The 18,970-nt window shown below is 53.2% G+C and carries 15 protein-coding genes; 7 read left to right on the forward strand and 8 right to left on the reverse strand.

Annotation, left to right across the window (positions count from 1 at the left end; translation table 11 throughout):
- The first annotated feature begins 247 nt into the window (after window positions 1–247).
- From Pr1d_RS03880 to Pr1d_RS03900, 5 genes are all read left to right on the forward strand, one after another.
- The gene (locus Pr1d_RS03880; RefSeq protein WP_168205038.1) at window positions 248–1,777 is read left to right on the forward strand and encodes a hypothetical protein; all 1,530 of its coding nucleotides are present in this window, start codon (window positions 248–250) and stop codon (window positions 1,775–1,777) included.
- 180 nt (window positions 1,778–1,957) lie between these two features.
- A complete protein-coding gene (locus tag Pr1d_RS03885; protein ID WP_148072296.1) occupies window positions 1,958–2,980 on the forward strand; it encodes a DUF481 domain-containing protein in 1,023 nt (340 codons plus the stop codon).
- A gap of 159 nt (window positions 2,981–3,139) precedes the next feature.
- Window positions 3,140–3,592 carry a YiiD C-terminal domain-containing protein gene (locus Pr1d_RS03890; protein WP_148072297.1) on the forward strand — a complete coding sequence of 151 codons (453 nt, stop codon included), beginning with the start codon at window positions 3,140–3,142 and terminating at the stop codon, window positions 3,590–3,592.
- Between the two features lie 288 nt (window positions 3,593–3,880).
- Window positions 3,881–4,315: an Hsp20/alpha crystallin family protein gene (locus tag Pr1d_RS03895; RefSeq protein ID WP_148072298.1), complete on the forward strand. Its 435-nt coding sequence runs from the start codon at window positions 3,881–3,883 to the stop codon at window positions 4,313–4,315.
- 148 nt (window positions 4,316–4,463) lie between these two features.
- Complete coding sequence (locus tag Pr1d_RS03900; protein ID WP_148072299.1) at window positions 4,464–5,279, forward strand: lysophospholipid acyltransferase family protein; 816 nt, start codon at window positions 4,464–4,466, stop codon at window positions 5,277–5,279.
- A 618-nt stretch (window positions 5,280–5,897) separates the two neighbouring features.
- On the opposite strand, the gene Pr1d_RS03905 is transcribed toward Pr1d_RS03900, so the two are convergent.
- Complete coding sequence (locus Pr1d_RS03905) at window positions 5,898–6,680, reverse strand: dienelactone hydrolase family protein (RefSeq protein WP_148072300.1); 783 nt, start codon at window positions 6,678–6,680, stop codon at window positions 5,898–5,900.
- 160 nt (window positions 6,681–6,840) lie between these two features.
- Here Pr1d_RS03905 and Pr1d_RS03910 point away from each other — a divergent pair, with 160 nt between their 5' ends.
- A complete protein-coding gene (locus Pr1d_RS03910; protein ID WP_238476633.1) occupies window positions 6,841–7,608 on the forward strand; it encodes an ABC transporter ATP-binding protein in 768 nt (255 codons plus the stop codon).
- Here the strand turns inward: Pr1d_RS03910 and Pr1d_RS03915 are convergent.
- The 3 genes from Pr1d_RS03915 to Pr1d_RS03925 all read right to left on the reverse strand — a co-directional run bounded on the left by Pr1d_RS03915 (window position 7,597) and on the right by Pr1d_RS03925 (window position 15,791).
- Window positions 7,597–11,064, reverse strand: coding sequence for a beta strand repeat-containing protein (locus tag Pr1d_RS03915; RefSeq protein WP_148072301.1), 3,468 nt, complete (start codon window positions 11,062–11,064; stop codon window positions 7,597–7,599). The genes Pr1d_RS03910 and Pr1d_RS03915 overlap by 12 nt on opposite strands.
- 158 nt (window positions 11,065–11,222) lie before the next feature.
- Window positions 11,223–15,023 (reverse strand): hypothetical protein, encoded by a 3,801-nt coding sequence (locus tag Pr1d_RS03920; protein WP_148072302.1) that lies wholly within the window; start codon window positions 15,021–15,023, stop codon window positions 11,223–11,225.
- Between the two features lie 159 nt (window positions 15,024–15,182).
- Entirely contained in the window at window positions 15,183–15,791 is a 609-nt protein-coding gene (locus Pr1d_RS03925; RefSeq protein ID WP_148072303.1) for a MarC family protein, read from the reverse strand.
- 138 nt (window positions 15,792–15,929) lie between these two features.
- On the opposite strand from Pr1d_RS03925, the gene Pr1d_RS03930 reads away from it, so the two are divergent.
- A complete protein-coding gene (locus Pr1d_RS03930) occupies window positions 15,930–16,592 on the forward strand; it encodes a phytochelatin synthase family protein (RefSeq protein WP_148072304.1) in 663 nt (220 codons plus the stop codon).
- Window positions 16,593–16,622: 30 nt separating this feature from the next.
- On the opposite strand, the gene Pr1d_RS03935 is transcribed toward Pr1d_RS03930, so the two are convergent.
- The 4 genes from Pr1d_RS03935 to Pr1d_RS03950 form a co-directional block, all read right to left on the reverse strand.
- Window positions 16,623–16,835 carry a hypothetical protein gene (locus Pr1d_RS03935; RefSeq protein ID WP_148072305.1) on the reverse strand — a complete coding sequence of 71 codons (213 nt, stop codon included), beginning with the start codon at window positions 16,833–16,835 and terminating at the stop codon, window positions 16,623–16,625.
- A 63-nt stretch (window positions 16,836–16,898) separates the two neighbouring features.
- On the reverse strand, window positions 16,899–17,108 hold the full coding sequence (locus Pr1d_RS03940) for a hypothetical protein (protein ID WP_148072306.1): 210 nt from the start codon (window positions 17,106–17,108) through the stop codon (window positions 16,899–16,901).
- 87 nt (window positions 17,109–17,195) lie between these two features.
- Window positions 17,196–17,996, reverse strand: a complete 801-nt coding sequence (locus Pr1d_RS03945) for a TrmH family RNA methyltransferase (RefSeq protein WP_148072307.1) — start codon at window positions 17,994–17,996, stop codon at window positions 17,196–17,198.
- Between the two features lie 43 nt (window positions 17,997–18,039).
- On the reverse strand, window positions 18,040–18,909 hold the full coding sequence (locus Pr1d_RS03950) for a class I SAM-dependent methyltransferase (protein ID WP_148072308.1): 870 nt from the start codon (window positions 18,907–18,909) through the stop codon (window positions 18,040–18,042).
- Window positions 18,910–18,970: the final 61 nt, after the last annotated feature.

The raw sequence follows: 18,970 nt of genomic DNA on the forward strand, positions 1-18,970 counted from the left end.
AGTCAGTGCATCTGATAGCGACTTCTTTCGAATTCGACAAAATCCCCAAAAAGGGGTTTTTTTAACCTAAGATTGTTGCGTGCCGGAATTCTCTTGCTAAAATCGCTTGAATACCCATCTTCCTCAATTAAACAGGAAAAATCGGGAAAACGGCACGTAATCACCAGAATGGGAAATGTGGGTAATTTGTATTGCCCCTGCCGTTCTGGAAACATACTTTTTATCTTCAAAAGATGGAGGGCGCCCTATGTTACGAAAAATCATGTGCCTGCTCCCAGTAGTCGCTCTGCTGGTAGCGGGAGTCCAGAGCGACGCTCTGGCAGGTAGACACCACAAGAAAGCTTGCTCGAGTAGCTGTGCTTCTGCACCTGCTTGTGGTTGTGCGAGCGACTGCGGATGCCCAAGCGCCTGCGGTGGTGCGAGCGATTGTGGATGCGGTGGAGCTGCGATCCCTGCCGATGGCGGTTGTGGCTGTGGTACGACAACAGTAACGAAGACCATCATGGTCCCAACCTACGAGACACAAACTCGTACCGTTACGTCCACTGTCTACAACAAAGAAGAACGTACTCGCAACTACACAGTCATGGTTCCCGAGACTCGCACCAAGACGGTGAATTACACCGTTTGCAAGCCAGTCACCGAGACCAAGACTCGCGAATACACGGTGCAAGTCCCTTACACCGAAAATGTCGAGCAGAAGTACACCGTCATGGTCCCTACCTATGAGGACAAGACGGTCAGCTACACAGTGCAAGTTCCTTACACTGAAAATATCGAGCAGAAGTACACCGTCATGGTTCCTACCTACGAGGACAAGACGGTCAGCTACAAAGTGCAAGTTCCTTACACTGAAAACATCGAGCAGAAGTACACCGTTCAGGTCCCTACTTACGAGGAGAAGACGGTCAGCTACACAGTGCAAGTTCCTTACACTGAGAACGTCGAGCAGTCCTACACTGTGAATGTTCCTTACACTGAAGAGCGTCAAGGTACACGCACGGTTTCCAAGCGAGTTCCTGAAACCACCACGAGGACTGTTACGGTCCGCGGTGGTCACTGGGAAACTCAAACGATGGAAGTTCCCGTGAGCGGTGGCTGCGGAAACGATGCTTGCGGAGGTTGCTGCGAATGCACTCGCACTTGTTGCAAGCGTGTCTGGGTTCCCACTTGCGAGACTCGCGAAGTGCCATGCACGACTTACAAGTGTGTGACCGAAGAAGTTCCTTACACCTACACCGTTTGCCTGTCTCGCCAAGAGCAGCGCACACGTACTGTTTGTGTCAACAAATGCAGGACCGAAGAACGTCAACGGACCGTCAAGGTTTGCAAGATGGTACCTGAAGAGCGTACACGAACCGTATGCGTTCAGAAGTGCCGCACTGAAGACCGCGAACGGACCGTTAAGGTCTGCAAGATGGTGCCTGAAGAGCGAACACGAACTGTGTGCGTCAACAAGTGTCGCACCGAGGACCGCGAACGGACCGTTAAGGTCTGCAAGATGGTGCCTGAAGAGCGAACACGAACCGTGTGCGTCAACAAGTGCAGGACCGAAACTCGCACGGCTGACTATCAGGTCACCAACTACGTGAATGAGACCCGAAGCAAGGAAGTGAACTACACAGTTTGCGTTCCTCAGGAAAGAACTCAGACCTATACGGTTTGTGTTCCAAGCCAGGTCGAGAAGCAGATCGAAGTGAAGGTTTGCAAGATGGTATGTCAAGAAGTTCAGGAAGAAGTGCCTTGTGGCTGCAGCGGCTGCGGTTGCTGTAACTGATTCTTGTGCTTGCTCACTGTTGAGTATTGCTAGCTAATCACGGGGGCTGAGTTTTTTGACTCAGCCCCCGTTTTCTATTTGCACTCTGCAATCTATTTGATTTAAGTCCCCTTCTGCTAGCTTGATGGTACTGCTATCTGAGATCTCCCTTGTTAGGCACGATATGCATTGGCTATATCGATGCTCCCCCAAGCACCCGATTCTTTCTGTGCCAAGAGTCTGCTGACTCCTTGGCTGGCGGCCATGTCGTACCTACGTATTACCGGAATCCCGATCCTGTTCGGGATGATATTCGCAAGCATGGCTTTCTGCTGCGCCTCAAAGATTAGTGCGGCGGGCGATACTAATGGCCCCGGAGTGTTGCCTCCACCAAGTACCAACTTGAAATTCCCCAACCCAACCGAATTTCCAGAGACTTTACTTCCCCCGCCTACGACAACGGCTACCGAAGAATTTGCCGGGGAAGAGATTGAAGGAATCACTCCCTCTGAAGACTTGTTGGCTCCTATTCCCATTTACCATTGGTACGAGGCCGGGTATTGGTTTGGTCCTACGCCATGGGATATCGGGATGGAATTTGGACTCAATGGCAGTGAGGGTGCGAATCAAACACAGAGCGTGACGGTTGGAGGCCATTGGAAGCGCAAAACAAAAACGTGGAAATCCAACACCAAGATTGCCTACAACCGCAATTCTGCAAACCGCATCGAGACCCAGAACAACGCGCTTTTGGATACCCGCATCGACCGCCAGTTCGAAGAAACCCCTTGGTCCATGTTTGCATTGAACCAGTTACTCTACGACGAATTCCAGGCTTACGACCTACGCGTGTCTCTCAACTCGGGTGTGGGATATCAATGGTTCGATACGGAGATCTTTGACTTGGAAACTCGTTTTGGTGCCGGTACTTCAAGAGAATTTGGTGGGCCAGACAACCGATGGACAAGGGAAGCCTTGTTTGGGATGGAAACCGAATACTCGATCAGCGCCACGCAACGACTTACAGCGAAAGCTGACTACTTCCCTGAATTCGAGCATTTCGGTCAATATCGTGTCGTTACGGATGCCGGCTGGGAGATTGATCTCGATCGACCTGCCAACGTGAGCCTGAAGTTCTCTGTGAACGACCGTTACGACAGTACTCCCAACGGCGTGGATCCCAACTTGCTCAATTACTCTGCCCTCTTGATCTGGGGCCTGTGAGCAACAGGGGACAGAAATCAGAATTCTAGCCACAGGCGGAAGCCTGCGGTTTCTTTGTCAGAAAACCATCGGCTTCCACCGAAGGCAAGCATACAGTAGCATAGTAGACTCGAAATTCGACCGTACTTGGTGATTTTTTTAGCCTCTGCGTCTGACTCAATGACCGACCCACTGATCGACAATCTTCAGCAGACGCTGCATCGAGAGATGCCCATTACTAAGGCGATGGGCATCACTGTCCATGACTGGGATGGCCAGCGGCTCGCTATGCAAATGCCGCTCGAACCCAATCGCAATCATCAGTATTCCGCTTTTGCCGGCAGTCTCAATGCCCTCTGCACGGCGGTCGGCTGGGGCACGGTCGTCATGCTGCTAGAGTCCCAGGGCCTTACCGGAAATGTCGTCATCCGTCGGGGGAAGATCCGGTATCTGCGGCCGGTCCGTACTCCCTTGTTTATTGCCAAAGGACTTCCGATTGACCCTGAGGAGTTGGAGTACTTCTACGCACTGCAGCGATCTAAAGGAAAAACTAAGATCGATATTTCGGCCACGATCGCCGACGACGCAGGACCCTACGTTTCGTTCACTGGGGCATACGTCGTACAAGAATAAGCTTCCCAATTTTGTTGCATACCAAAGAAACTGCCATATTGGCACCATCGCTTGGCTCTGGGAACTTCCGAATGCCAACAAGGCACTGCCACTTTGGCACGCCTGGCGACGCTTCATTGCGCAAGTTATTTTTCAACAACAACTTACAGCGAATCCTTTGACGTTCAATTCCTTCGGCACGAGCCTTGCTGAATAGGTGATTGCGAATTCGGAATCACTAACGGTGGGCACCTTCGCAGAGCCGTTGCGAATTCATAAAGAACTGAACTTTAGAAGGAGGTACACACAATGTCCCAACAATGCATGACTCCCAAGAATCGACTGCGAGAGTTCTTACCCTCGAATTTGTCTGAGTTTGATTCTTTCCTGAACCAGGTTCTGGGGCCGAACGGTTTGCGGGCTGGTCAGACTCCGGCTGGCCTGTGGGAAGATGATGGCTCTTACCACATCGAGCTCGACGTCCCTGGCGTGACTCGTGAGAACGTAGAGATCACCCTCGACAAGGGTACGCTTTCGATCAGTGCGGAGCGCAAGCACGAGGAAAGCGAAGCCACTCGTAAAGGTTGGCGAGAAGAGCGATTTTATGGGAAGGTGACTCGCGCATTTAGTCTTCCCGACACGATCGACAGCGAAAGTGTCAGCGCCGAGTTGACCGACGGTGTCCTGCGGGTGACGATTGCTAAGTCGCCAGCGGCACAACCCAAGAAGATCGACGTGAAGTAATAGGTCGTCGACGCCAATAGTTATTGCCTTTCGGGGCCACGTCTAGTACGTGGCCCCGATTTTTTGCGCCTCTTCAGAACAGGATCTTTTTACCCAGCTTCATGTATTCTCTCTCCCGTCAGGCGGGATAACCCGCTATTCTGTCCGCATGCAATCCCTGCAATACACCAATGGCGAGTACCGTACGCCATCTCGAAAAATCTCGTGGTTGGCGCGCAAGTTTCCTTCACTCGCATTTCACGCTCGCTTCGTGATCATTGTGTTTCGCTCGAGCTGGCAGGCAATGCGCGGGAAGTATGACGACGCGGCCTGGAGTGATAGTAGCCTCGATGTGCTGCGAGCCCTTGAAGCAGTTGGAGTGCGTTTCGAGATAAGTGGCATCAACTATCTCCGTGATGTTAAAGGGCCCTGCATGGTGATTGGCAATCACCAGAGTTCTCTGGAGACAATGATTCTCCCTTGCATTGTGCAGCCCATTAAGAAAGTGACCTTTGTTGTAAAAAAAAGCCTTCTCAATTATCCAGTCTTTCGTCATGTAATGCGCTCACGCGATCCCATCGCCGTGACTCAATCCGATCCGCGACAGGACTTGAAATCAATGCTAGAGGGTGGACTGGATAGACTCAGGCGCGGCATCTCTCTGATTGTGTTCCCAGAAGGAGAACGGTCTACCGTCTTTAACGCCCAGCGATTTAACACCATAGGCGTCAAGCTCGCGAGTCGTGCCGGTGTACCGATTGTACCTGTCGCCCTCGACACCGCTGCCTGGGGCCGGGGCAAACCGTTCGCCGATTTCGGATGCATCGATCCATCGCGCAAAGTACGCTTTGCCTTTGGCCCCGCTATCAAAGTCACCGGACGCGGGGCGGTGGAGCAAGAGGCAATTGTTCAGTTTCTGCAGCATCATCTGGAGGAGTGGAGTGATGAGAGTGGAGAATTGATTGAAAACGAACCGGTTTCATGAGCTTGCCGCAGTTTTGAACAGAAGACAGTAGTCATTGGGTACAATTGCATCAAAAGCAGAAACATCGACCTGACAATCACCGTCACGATGCGATTCGGACACCGCTGGCCCTCAAGGCCAACGTGAAACTTCTCCCGGCCATTTACTATTCAGTCGCAGAATTGCGGTGATTGTGCAGACTCTCGGCTACTCTAAGACTCAGGTTCGCAGGGTGCAGTTTACTGCTGTGAAACTCACCTTTGCGTCCAAGCCAAGTCCTTCAACCACCATCAGCTACGTCAAGATCGAGTCCGCAAGAAGTTTGGACATAAACTTTCCAGCTTGCAACAATCTGTTGAACATGAGACCACAACAAGAACTGAGCGAGAGAAGAAAAGTTTGAACCGCTGAACTTTGCTTATTTACGCTCATGAAATTTGCAAAATTCGTGTTCCGGAGAGTATTTTCCTATCTCCTGAGTTTCCTTTGTAACCTCCTGTTTCATGATCTGATTGCGTCCCGTGGCCGCGATGGACCTTCACATGGCCGTTGATGGAGTGCTAGGTAAGGGTGCGCACTCTACGTTTGGTGTAAATTTACCTGCTGCTGACTTTAGAGAGCGAGCTTCGGTCTTTGCAACTATTTTCCTAGCTTCCTCTCAAATAGCTCACGCATGGCCTGCCACGATTTTTCGTCGGCTTCTTTATTGTACTTGATCCCCGGCATTCCCACGGTATCAGCGCTGGGAACCGTGAAGCTATGGACCGCACCGGGGTAGGCGATGAATTCATAGACAACCCCGGCATCGTCTAACACCTTTTTGAATTTCGCCACTGCGTCCGCATCAACAAAGGTATCATCTGCTCCATGGTTGATGAGCAGTTCTGCCTGGATTTGCTTCGCTTCCTCAAGAGTTGCCGCTGGGAGGGCCCCATGAAACGTGACCACGGCATCGAGGTCTGCACCGGAATATGCGAGTTGCAAAGCGGTCGCACCGCCAAAGCAGTAGCCTATCGCGGCTAGTTTTGAGGTATCGCACTGGGGCTGAGATTTCAGCACGTCAAGCGCAGCCTGAGCACGCTTTCTCCACTGGTCAACATTGGCGCGGACTTCTCCAGCCATCTTGCCAGCATCGGCTGGATGCTCGGTGGTTCTTCCCTCTCCATAAATGTCCGCGGCAAAAGCAAGGTAGCCAAGCTCGGCGAGCTGCTCGGTCCGCGAGCGGGAGTAATCGTTGAGTCCCCACCATTCATGAACGACGAGTACGCCAGGTCGTTTCCCTTCGACAGCGTCATCCCAGGCCAAGTAACCGTGGCACTCGACGTCGCCGTCCTGGTAAGTGATGGTTTTTGTCTGGATATCGGCGTGAACAAGATTGGCAAGGAACAAGAGCAATAGAGTGAAAGCGAAGCGAATTGACATGGGAGCCTCCGTGAAAAAGTGGTGATGGGCAATTTCTTGCATTATTCGACAGAATGCATGAATCTACAACCAGTCACTTGGCGCGAGGCACATCTGCCTCCGAAAATAATGACTTCGCTCTCCCGGACCAAGGTGTTGGTCCGGCTAAGGACGCCGAAACTTGTTTGACTCTATTGTACATGTTCTCGATACTGGCAGCATGTCGACAAGCATCCCACCACAATTGGAAACAGTCTTCAGTGCCCGTGGTATCACGAAGGTGTATCACATGGGTGAAGTCGATGTGCATGCGCTTCGCGGGGTAGACCTTGATCTTTACAGTGGAGAGTTCGTCGTACTGCTGGGTCCCTCGGGAAGTGGTAAGAGCACTCTGCTGAACATTCTGGGCGGACTCGACTCGCCTAGCGAAGGAACCATCACTTATCGCGACAAACAGCTCACCAGTTTTGACGATGCGGAGCTGACCAGCTATCGCCGGGAACATGTGGGATTTGTGTTTCAATTTTACAACTTGATTCCCAGCCTCACGGCTCGCGAAAATGTGGCGCTCATTACCGAAATATCTCGAGACCCCATGGATCCTGTCGACGCTCTGAAGATGGTCAATCTCAACGAGCGGATCGATCACTTTCCCGCGCAGATGTCCGGTGGCGAGCAGCAACGCGTGGCCATCGCTCGAGCAGTGGCCAAACGGCCGGCAGTCCTCTTGTGCGATGAACCAACCGGGGCGCTCGATGTGGAAACAGGCATTCTGGTCCTCGATGCCATTCAGCGCATCAACGAAGAACTGGGCACGACCACTGCGGTCATCACCCATAATGCGGTAATCGCCGACATGGCCGACCGCGTGATTCACCTCTCCGGCGGGCACATCACGGGGATCGAGGAGAACTCAAGGAAGAAATCTGCTCACGAATTAACGTGGTAAATTGCGCCTCCATAGACAGAGGCTTCCTAAAATCAGCAGCAACCCTCCTGTTGGCTCTGGCACGGACGTCGCCGCAGCCATCAGAGGATGGCTTCCGAATTGGCGTTGCCAGAGGAGGAAGTCGCGGCCGTCGGTGTCGTTATCCCCATCCGCATCGCCGAGTTGGTTGAGCCCGTAAGCTCCCTGCCAGATACTGAGATCTGTGGCATCGACATCACCGTCGTGATCGAAATCGGCCGAGAAGAACGGCGTGCTCACGACCTGCAATTGGACTGCATTGGCGAGGTAGTTGAGATGAAACGTAAGTCCCGCCGGCATTCCCGAGACGTCGATTTGGTTGAATGTGCCAAACACGCCCGACGAGGCAGTGAGAATGTTGAAAGTGTTGCCCATCGCGGGTATGTAGGGACCGTCGATATCGATATTGAGATAGCCATGGAGCAGCGCCTGACCTGTGACAGCCAAGCGGTCGAACTCATTGAGCAGAGTGCCCGTGAGTTCGACGAACAATTCACCGGACTGCATCTGTTGGTAGTCTTTCACCGTGGCAGCACCAACTGCGTCGAATCCTGCGACACGAATCGTCCCTTCATTGACGAGCAGAGTGTTGATGTTCGCGGAATTGTCGGGAATCAAATGGCTACCGTCCGGGATGATGATCGCTCCGGCACCGCTGAATGTGGCGCCGGCATTGATGCGTATGTTGTTATTTTCCAACCGCAAATTGCCGGTGAGTGTCGAGGTGTTCGTTGGCTGGAATGTCAAAAAATTGTTGACCGCGACCTTGATCGTTGATGCGGCCCCTCCACCGACCGTCATCGTACCGCCGAGGTCGGTGGAATTGGTCGATTCGTAGGTCCCGCCGCTGGAGAGTTGCAGGCTGGAGCCCGGGTTGAAGTCGAGTGCAAAACCGTTCGTATATGCGGTGTGACTGTTGCTCGCCTCGACCGTTCCGGTAAAGCCGAAGGTCGCGTTATCGCGGAGTTCGATGTTGGCGAGCACGGCGTGTATCTTTCCCGTATTGGTCGTGCCATCCCAGTCGTTGTCGTTCGCGGCGGTCTGAAAGATGAGCGAATCGGCGATCGAGGCAAAGAGTTGGGTGTTGTTTACCACTCGTGCTGTGACGAGTCCGTGTCCGCTGATGCCAGCGGTGACGTCGTTAGTGATCGCGCCGCCGCTCAGCACGCCGCCGCTGAGTTGCACGCCGGTGGAGACGTTATTGTTCCAGGCGTTGGTGACGTGCAGTGTGCCATCCACGTCGAACGTACCAATAGTTCCGACGTCAACAATCGCACCGTTGACCGTGAGCGTACCGTTGTCGGCCAGGAGCGAGGCCGTGCCGTCGAAGTCGATCCCCGTGTTGATCGTGCCGAAGCCGCGCAACACTCGGCTCGTGTCGGCGCCCAGCAAACCGGCTCCGTTGATCGTGCCGCCCGCGATCGTATTGGGATCGCTGAAGAGGGTGCCCCCCGCCAGTTGCAGTGGCTCGTTGGACGTATTGATATTCACGATTCCGGTCGAGCCGATATCGACTCTCGCTGTCGTCCGCACATCGCCAGTCACATTGACGATGCCGATGATGTTCACGTCGCTACCGGCGAGCAGCGTCGCCTCGGTGTTGTCGTTCACCAGATTCATTACACCTGAGAAGTTGAGCGTCCACTCGTCGTTGGGGTCGTCGAGGTTTACCGTCAGCACGCCCGTGCCGGCGCCGTTGTTGATATCGAGCGTGCTGATCCCCCCGCCGCTGTTGACGCGGCCAAAGCTCGCCATCGTCGCCGCGTTGATAACGAGAGGTGCATCAATGTTGATGACATCTCCCGTGAGGTCGTTGCCATCGAGGTCAACCGTGCCTCCGACCATGTTGAGCGTAACCGCCTCGTTCACGTTGACGGCGCCGTTGAACTGAATCTGACCAGCGCCGGTGAAACTGGCATTGTTGACACCATTAACAGTATCGAAATTCACGGTCGTACTGGTGACAAACTGCAAGACTGCGCCCAATGCGACATTCACTTTGGCATCGGAATTGAAGTCAATCTGGGCCCCGATCTGCGAGATGCCGATGCCGCTGATGTTGAGTTCGGCGTCCAGTACGCCGGAGTCGTTGCCAATATCGATCGCGACACCGCTATAGCTGGGAATTTCGGAATCGACGCGACTTAAGTTGAGGGTGCCATCCATCACGAATTCGGGGTCTGTGATGCTGAGCAGCAAGTCGCCGCCGTTGAGGGTGATCGAGCCGTCGTAGCGATTGGTCACGGCGTCGGGATCGTAATCGGTAGTCCCGATTTGCAAGAATCCGCCGGCGTTAACCGTGATTGCATTGGTCAACGCATTATTTCCATCGAGGTTGAAGTTGTTCAGAGAGATAGTCACGGCGCGTCCTGCTCCGACCGTGATGCTGGAGGAAGTCGTGGGCATCGTAATGTTGGCTAGTGCGGTAACAGTGGCGTTATTGTTAAAAATCAGGTGGCCATTGTTTATGAGTGTTCCACCGCTCATATTGAACACGCTGTTGAATTGCAGCGTACCATCGGCATCAACGACGTTGATCGTTCCCCCGGATTGCGTAAAGGCACCTCCACTGATGAAAGAAGTCCCTGCAGGAACATCGGGCGTGGGGATCGGATTGTCAATGAAGCCGTTATTTGCGTTGAGTGTCCCGCCTGCCAATGTCCAAGAACTCAACGAATCAATGGTCGAGTTCTGAAACAGATTCATTGTTCCATTAAAGTTGTCGGTCAGCGGCACGTTCAGGTCAAGCGTCTGATTGCGGTTGATGTTGACGACGCCCGTTTCGCTCGCGCCGTCGAGATCGACCCGGCCGCCGAGGCTCGAATCGTTGATCTGCAGAGTGCCAACGGGGGGTGGATTAAAAATAATCGCCGCTCGCGAAAGAGCCGTCAGTGTGCCATCGTTGATCAGCAGTGGCGTCGCCAAGGCGGGGGTATCCGCAAACGTAATCGTGCCATGGCCAGCGAGTGTTCCCCCCGCGTTGATGTCCAGCAATGAAGTTCCCGACTCCTCATCGAGGATGAGCGTACCACCGGTCAGTTCGACAGTACCGCCGGAGTTGATCGTGATGTCGTCGGCATTCAGCGTCGAGGCACCGCCGCCGACGAATAGGTTCGTGCTATTGCCGGTGAGTTGCACCAGACCGTCGACAGTCAGGTTGAAGTTGTTGGTGAAGAGGTCGATGCCATTTGACATCGTGAGCGCCAGAATCGAGTTCGCCGATCCCAGGTTGACCGAGTTCGCCGTATTAAAGATTGCCTCGTCGTCCGAGTCCGGCTCATCGGCCGGATTCCAGTTGGCGGTCGAACCGTTGTCGACCCAATCGCTATTGCCACCGATCCAAGTCCGCGCCGCAGCGTTCGTAGTCTCCTGAATAACCAACATGAGAATTGAAGAAAGCAGAACTAGGCGCAGAACGCCCCTAGAAGAAGCACCCATCGCAACTCCCCTCCCAACAAACCAATGATGAAAGTTTCCCAGACTGCTGCGGATTACAGTCGCTAGTGCGGTAAGGGAAGCTTGAGCAGGCAGCTGGGATTATACCTAGCAACTCAGAAGATCGCTACACTTTGCGCAACGTCTTACTGCGAAAGCTATTAGGAGCGAAGCTGGCAGGGCAAATGCCCCTCTTTAGACCTTTCCCTCGGACCACCTCTGCGACCTTCCGAACACAGAATAAATGTGATTACGAGTAGACCAATGGCCGAAGGCTCTGGCACATTGCTCGGCGTGATCGAAGGGTTCAAGGAAAAAACCGTGCCAACTTGCCGCTGCCAGATGAGAAAGTCGTTGCCATCGACGTCGCCATCCAGATCTGCGTCTCCTTGTGCATGACTTACACCAACTGAACCGTAGTTGAAGCTCCAAGCAATGTAGTCGGCGATATCGACATCCAGGTCACCATCGAAGTCAGCATAGGCGGTTTGTAACAAGTCGACGGTAATATCGTTTGGGCCATAAGTGATGCCGAGGAATTCGACTCCCGAGCCGAGATAGTCTCCCGGAGCAGGAACAGTACTGAACAGCGAAGGAATTCCTCCCCCAGCACTGAGGATCACATGAGAACTCGTGCCCAGTGAATTAAAGGGAGTATGGACGTCGATCGTCAACGCACCACTCAGATTTGCATTGCCGCCGATATCGACAAAGTCGTTCGTGAAGGAGGTGCCATCAACATCGATATTCAATTCATTTCCTAAACCCATATTCAGACTCCCCGTGATCTTGAGCGCCGCTGGAGTGGGAGTGCCGGGGTTGACGTTGTCGTTGGGAGCGATTGCTCCGTTGAGAAAAGTTACGTCACCGGTCACTACCCCACGTCCCGTCATCAATTCGTTCACTAGTAGGATAGGCGCCTGAATTTCGCCATTTACTTCGAAGATATTCTGGACCTGGAATGGGGTAAGAATTTCAAGTTTCGCTCCAGTATCTACGCGAGTTCGGCCAAGTCCGCTAAGATTTTGAACGCTTACCGTTCCCGCCGTGATTCGAAGCCCCCCCGTAATGACATTATTGGTCACCGCAATCGAATTGCCACCGACCGTGTCGGTAAAGGGATCGATGCCTGAGCCATCCACTTCCACGGTGCCGTCATCGATTTGTATCCCACCACTAATGTTCACAGTTGCGCCTGGTTGGGCGCTGAATCGTAGTGGTGCATTGCCAAGCTTTAGCAAGACACCTGTGATGTCGAAGGTACCGTTGGCGTCGAGTTCAACATTGAGTGAACCATCGCCCAAGGGGCTGAAGCCGCCGAATAGTATGACTTCCGCCACACCAGGACCGCTCTGATCATTGACGAACAACGAATGCACACGCCCCGGCTGGTCCTGCTCTTTGATGAGGGTCGCATTGTTCTGGATCCGCAAGATGATATCATCCGGAAAAGCGCGGGCTGCATCATCCGTGCCTGGAAGATTGCCGATGCGAACCGCACCTTCCATGATATTCAGATCACCGCGGCCATCGTAACGAGAACCATGTGCGTCACCGCCACTTGAGTCGCCTCCTAACCAGAGAGTACCCCTGCCCACTTTGTCGACGCGCCCATAGATTTCGTTCGGATCGCTCGCACCAGCAATCTTGAGATCCGTGTTCGTGTCTACCGAGAGTTTAGTGGTCGTCCCAGGGCTTGCGCGCAAAACTCGAAATCCCGCGTTGTCGAAGTTGGTAGCATTGCCAATGGCTGCTGATGATACATCGAGGCTCGTTGTGAGCCCTGTGAAAACTAAGGGTCCCATTTGCCAATTGAAAGGACCTGGCTCGTATTCGGGCAATTGATGCAACTGAACGTCACCCTGTGCAATGCGTAGTCCCCAGAGATTTTCCTGACCTAGCGGGGACCATGGCAGCAAGGGATTGAACTCCAGTCGGCCAGCTCCCTGCTTCGTCAAGGTTCCCTGTGGAGCGTCAGCGGTACTCATGTTCCCTTCAAAGATGACCGATTGGCCACTGAGCACCTCAATTCCCGCATTTGCGAATTGAAACGTATCGTGGAGATCGATGTTGTTGAGAATGTTCGTAGAAGAGGTGATCCGCAAAGTGGCCTGATCGGAAATATTCAGCGGTCCGGTTCCAAGTTGATTCGAATCGCTGATTTGCAAAATACTGCGGCCGACTACAGCGGTTCCGCCCGAGTGTAAATTGGGACGAGTCAGTTCAACGAACGCTTGATCGGTCGTGATCAGTACGACAGGATTGCCATTCGGATCGAGACCGTCATCGATGACAAACGTGGGATCCTGAGTGATCACGTTGGTTCCCCCTAGGGCAAACAGGTTCGACATCGGAGAGCCTCCGTCAAAACCACTGGCATCGAACGTTGTGTTCCCCAACGATCCCGTGAGCGTCGGTAAAAAAGAGATCACATGTGGCGTCGAGAACCCCAAGGCCCCACCAAAGAGTTGCGGACGTGAACCTGCATATGCGCCTATGAATGCTGGATTCAGCACCAGGGTACCGTGTTGGTAGTTTCCACCCTGGTACTGAGAATTCGTGGCCACAATATCCAAAGCCGTTGCCGAGCCTACAGCTTGAGGATGCTCGAGCCACAACTGCTCCTGCTCCACTAGCACGGGACCAGTAAAAGTATTGATGTTGTTCAGTACAATCGAGCCCGTGTTTAGTCCAAATGGGAACTGAAGAGTCCTGAGCATGAAGAATGCTGTTGACGCACCACTGATGGTTGAGTCCGTGAGCATCGTGTCAATTTCTAGTCGGCCTGTTCCTCCCATGAAGTAGGCTGGGAATCCTCCACCGGTATCAAAAGGCACGACAGGTGTTCCTGCTGCGATGCTGGCTAGACTAGGACTTCCCAGGCGATAGGAATTTGGCACCCCGTTGTTGAAATTGAGATCGATCGGCAAGGAGTAACCCGGCACGTTGTCGATGGCCAGTCCGGTCTCGCCCGGGTTAACGATACTTGGATCGACAGTAACTGCAGGGTCGAGTGTCGGATTGTACAACGGGCTGGTTGTTCCTATGGTGGCAAAGTGATGAAGGGTGACCTGTCCGGGAGGGCCACCAAACGGGCTCCCGACACTCAACGTTCCTCCGAAGACTTGGACTCCTCCTGAATACAAGCCAGCGCCGTTGTTGGCTCGCAACGTGGCGAAATCGAAAACATCGATAGGCCCGGTGCCGACCAGGTCTCCGACAGACACAAACGACTCAGGTTCCACAAGCAGGAACCCATCATTTACCAGATTCCCAGGGGTTTGAACGAACGCCGCCACTTCGGCCCTACCAGCAGGACCGATGGTAAGATCTCCACTGAGGGAAAATACATCCTGCGTTGCCAGGAAGCCAAAATCTCCCAGTTTTGTATCGATATCAGTGGTAAGGCCATCGAGTTGAAAAAAAGAGCCAATAAGTTCGGCACGCCCAGAACCGGGAAGAAATGTGAGAGATTTACTGCCTAAGACTCGGGAAGCGATTCGGAATACGTCTCCAGCTGAGCCCTGATGATCAACCTCCACATCGTCATTGAACTGGAGTGACGAGAGGCTCTCAGCGAAGGTAAGTGAATAGCCTGGCGCGGCATCGAGTTTGATAGGCACAGCCGCTCCGCCATTGTCGAGTTCGAAAGCCAGAAAGGGATGCAGAGGTTCGTCATCGGCAATCACAACGTCCCCGGGAGCATTGAGGAGGTCAAGCGAACTGATCGCGATGGCACCATCCATTTGAATCGGGACTTGTGGTATTCCAAAGTTCGCATCAAAGAAGGCAGAATTCCCCGGCACTTGAGGGGCAATGCCTGCGTCCCAGTTTGACCCGTCGAGCCATGTCTCACCGTCCCCCAGGCCGGTCCAGATTTGGCCGAGCCCTTCTGTACTAAACCCAACGAACGAAGTTCCAAACACAAGCGCGCTTGACAGGCTCAGAAGATAACGACGCATCGAAATGCCTCCGTCAAAAAAGAAGAGATAACAGACTTGCTGCTCCCCCTATCCTTGCAGCGCCAGCAATATAACACCAAGCCAGGTAATTAACTAGCAAATTCTTTGAAATAAAATGGGGAGTTTCTGATCCAATGCAATGAATTACAGCATCCTTATTCAGTGTGCGAAGAACTCCCTTATTCCCGTGAGAACGAATTGAATACCCATCGCGATCACGATCAAGCCCATGAACTGGGTCGCCGTGCTACGGACTAGACCGCCCCCTTTTGTGTGACTGCCCATCGAGATCGCCAACAAAATCCATAGCCACATCCCTATCGCGGCTACAACGACGGCGACTAGTGCAGTGACAGGAAATGCATTCTTGCCGTGAGCTGCTGCCAGGGTGATGACACCGGTAATCGTACCTGGACTTGCTGCAAACAGAATGAGAGGAGCAAGCGATGGTTTTTGGCTTTTTTCTGCTCGCGTTTCTTGCTGCTGTTCACTCGAAGTGTTGCTCAACATAGAGAAACCGATCCAAGACAGTACCCCTCCCCCTGCGACTGAGAATGCGTCAAGCGAAACGCCGAACAAATGCAGGATCCTTGTACCGACCAATGCTGCCAGTATCAGGATTACCAGGACCGTGAGGCTAGCCATGGTTGCGTCGATCAACAGATCGCGTCGTGGACGGTTCCCCTCCACCCGCATAAAGATTGCCCCGCACATGACGGGATTCACCAGGGCTAGCACGGTTGCAATGGCCTGTAGTTGTAGTTCCATTGTGTGGGACCTCACTTGTCGTACCGGTCTCTATGAGACCAGCGTAAAGTTAGATGATGCACTTGTACTTTGTAAACGAATAGCCCAAAATCCTCGGAGCTGTTTCCGCAGATCGCTCGGTACGGACTCTTCCCCCTTATGGCAGACATCAATCCTGTTTACTTTGACACTGAAGAAGGTGCCTCGCTGTTCAATAGTGCGGACGTCAAAGGGCACTTTTGGACAATCTGCCGATTTTTTATCAGCGAGAAGTATTTAACCTACTGCGGTATAGCCAGCGGTGTCACGATTCTGAATTCGCTAGGATTGGAGGCCCCAGATGAGCCGCAAATTTATCCGTACAAAATGTTTACACAGGATAACTTGTTCACCGACGAAGTGTTGCATCGTCGCCGCCCGCTGGATGTCGAAAAGGGGGGTAATACGCTCGAACAACTTGCCAATATCTTGAGCGTGTTCGATATCCAAGTTGATGTCTGTTTTGCAGACTCCATGGATGTTGGTGCCTGTCGCAATCTTCTCATCGAGACTTTGAAGGCGCCGAACCGACGTGTCATTATCGATTTTGGTCGACGGACTCTCGGCCAGAAGGGCAACGGGCACTTCTCACCGCTGGCTGCCTACCACTCGGGAGAAGACCGTTTCCTCTTGATGGACGTGGCTCGCTACAAGTTGCCGCCATGCTGGGTCAAGGGGGAGATGTTGTACAACGCTATGACTGACATTGATTCGACCTCTGGGAGAAGCCGTGGCTTCCTGGTTGCCAGCAATCGGGAAGTATCGCCAATTTTGCCCGCTTAAATGGTTGCACACCACATACGGATTAAAGGTCTAACCAAGCAGTAACCAGAGGCTAAAGAATAAAATCAGAGCAACCACCGCAAGCCCCAACAGGATCCCGATTCCCCCTGCAAAGAGTCCCACAGGGGAGGCTCCCGACAGGCAGTTGCTGCAAGCCTCCATCTGAGTCGTAACGGGGTCAATCAAAAGGGGAGACCCACACTTGGGACACTTGCCCCAGTTTTCGTTTGTGTCAGTAGGCATATTGAAACTCCAGAAATTGACGCTGTGGTCTGGCTATCAGCAAAGTACCTGGCTGCTCTCGAGCTACAATGCATCCGCCGCGGGGACCTGCTCACCATCACCTGCTGGTTCGAGTGACTCATCCATGGTCATGACGTAGAGTACGATGGCAACCAACATGGCAATAACGCCCCAGAATCGCCAATCGCGGTGAATCCCCGAGCCCGAAGAAGCTTTCTGATGATTGTGGTTGTGAGAGTCGGAGTGTTTGTGATTGTGATTCTTCTGGGTCATGGAATACTTTCTCTCTCTGCATGAATTAGCAATGAACAGTCGTCATGAAAGGGAATAATATACTAGCAAACAGCTACACATGGCTACTCAATTTCTTTGGCGAAGGGCCTCGTAAAACAATACCGCGGCTGTAGTTGAAACATTCAGGCTGTCCGCAATGCCCTGCATGGGAAGTCGCACCCCCGCAATATCGGCTTGTTGCCATGCATCGGTCAGTCCATTTGCTTCGCTTCCAAGCACAATAGCAATCCCCTGGGAATAGTCGATATCGGTGTAAAGTCGGTCTACCTCAGGTCGGGCGGCGATCAGAGCAACTCCCCATTCCCGGAGTCGGGCAAGCGTTTCCGCAGGCGACGCTGTACAAACTTGCTTCGAGAAGACAGTCCCCACGCTGGCACGGATTGTGTTGGGATTGAAGAGGTCTGTCTGCGGATCAACGATGATCACCGCATCGACGCCAGCACCGTCGGCCGAGCGAAGGATTGCTCCTACGTTACCCGGTTTTTCGAGGCGCTCCAAGACGGCTATCAGTGGATTCGCCGGAATCTCGAGTACGTTGATGTTTCGCGCCGGGGTATTGGCAATTACCACCACGCCATCGCCCCGCGCTCCAAAGGCCAGTTTTTCGAATACATCACCTGTCACCTCAGCTACAATAGCCGCCGATTCGTCCAAGCGAGTGAGTAGTTGTTGTACCGTGGGCGAATTGCATAAGGATGGACAAAGAAACACTTCTACTACATCGATTCCTGCGTCAAGTGCACGACCAATCTCTCGCACCCCGTCGATAATAAACCGCTGCTGTTTCCCACGCTGTCGCGCATCACGCAGTTTGACCGCCTGCTTGACGCGTTCATTTTGCCGACTGGTAATTTCGTGACGAGCCATAATGTTTCAGCCGCTATGCATCGCGTCGCACGGTATTCAAAACTTACCCCGGCCAGTGTGCGAAATCTCCACTTGCCAGCTTTCGGCCACTTGATGTCTTAAGATACAGCGTACCGCTCTTGGGCGGTTGGCCACAGTGGCCAAATAGACCATCCGAGAGATAGGCACTCAATTCTGCTGGTCCGATACTAGGAGTATGGCATGTTAACAGCACGAACTTGGGTCGACTCTCTGTGAGTTCTTTGCAGAGATTCAACAGCGGCAGCAGATCACGCTTGATCGACCAGCCTTCACCTTTGGGGCCATGGCCATAACTGGGGGGATCGAGAATCACTGCGTCATACGTATTCCCCCGTTTCACTTCTCGCTGGCAAAACTTGACTGCATCCTCCACAATCCAACGTATCGGTGCCTCAGCCAAGCCAGATAGCTCTGCGTTCTCCCGAGCCCGAGCGACCATAGACTTCGCAGCGTCGACATGCGTGACCTCCGCCCCTGCCACCGCCGCCGTCAGCGTACTTCCTCCCGTATATCCAAATAGATTCAGAACCTTTGCCGCTTGCGGCTTAGCGGCCTGTCGCGCAATCCACTGCCAATTGCCCAACTGTTCTGGAAAGACGCCAATCTGTCCCGAGGGCAACGGCGAGAGCAACATTCTGAATTGCTTGCCTTCAGTGAGAGTCACCGGGAATTCCACCGATGCTTTCGGCCACTTCTTGATCGCCGGTTTCCAAGAGCCTTCGGTCGTGCGGCTACCGGTATATCGAGCGGAAACCGATTCCCACAAATCTGGCTGAGTTTGTGCCCCATCGGCACCTGGCGCTGGACGATCGAGCACCCAGGGACCAAAGCGTTCGAGCTTGCGACCTGCGCCACAGTCGAGCAGTTCGTAGGCCGGTTCAATAAGAAGCATGTTTATCAAGCCATAGATTCTATCGCCCAATCATTTGAAGACTGATTGAGAAAGGAGCATG

The sequence above is a fragment of the Bythopirellula goksoeyrii genome (assembly GCF_008065115.1).
GTDB classification, from domain to species: domain Bacteria; phylum Planctomycetota; class Planctomycetia; order Pirellulales; family Lacipirellulaceae; genus Bythopirellula; species Bythopirellula goksoeyrii.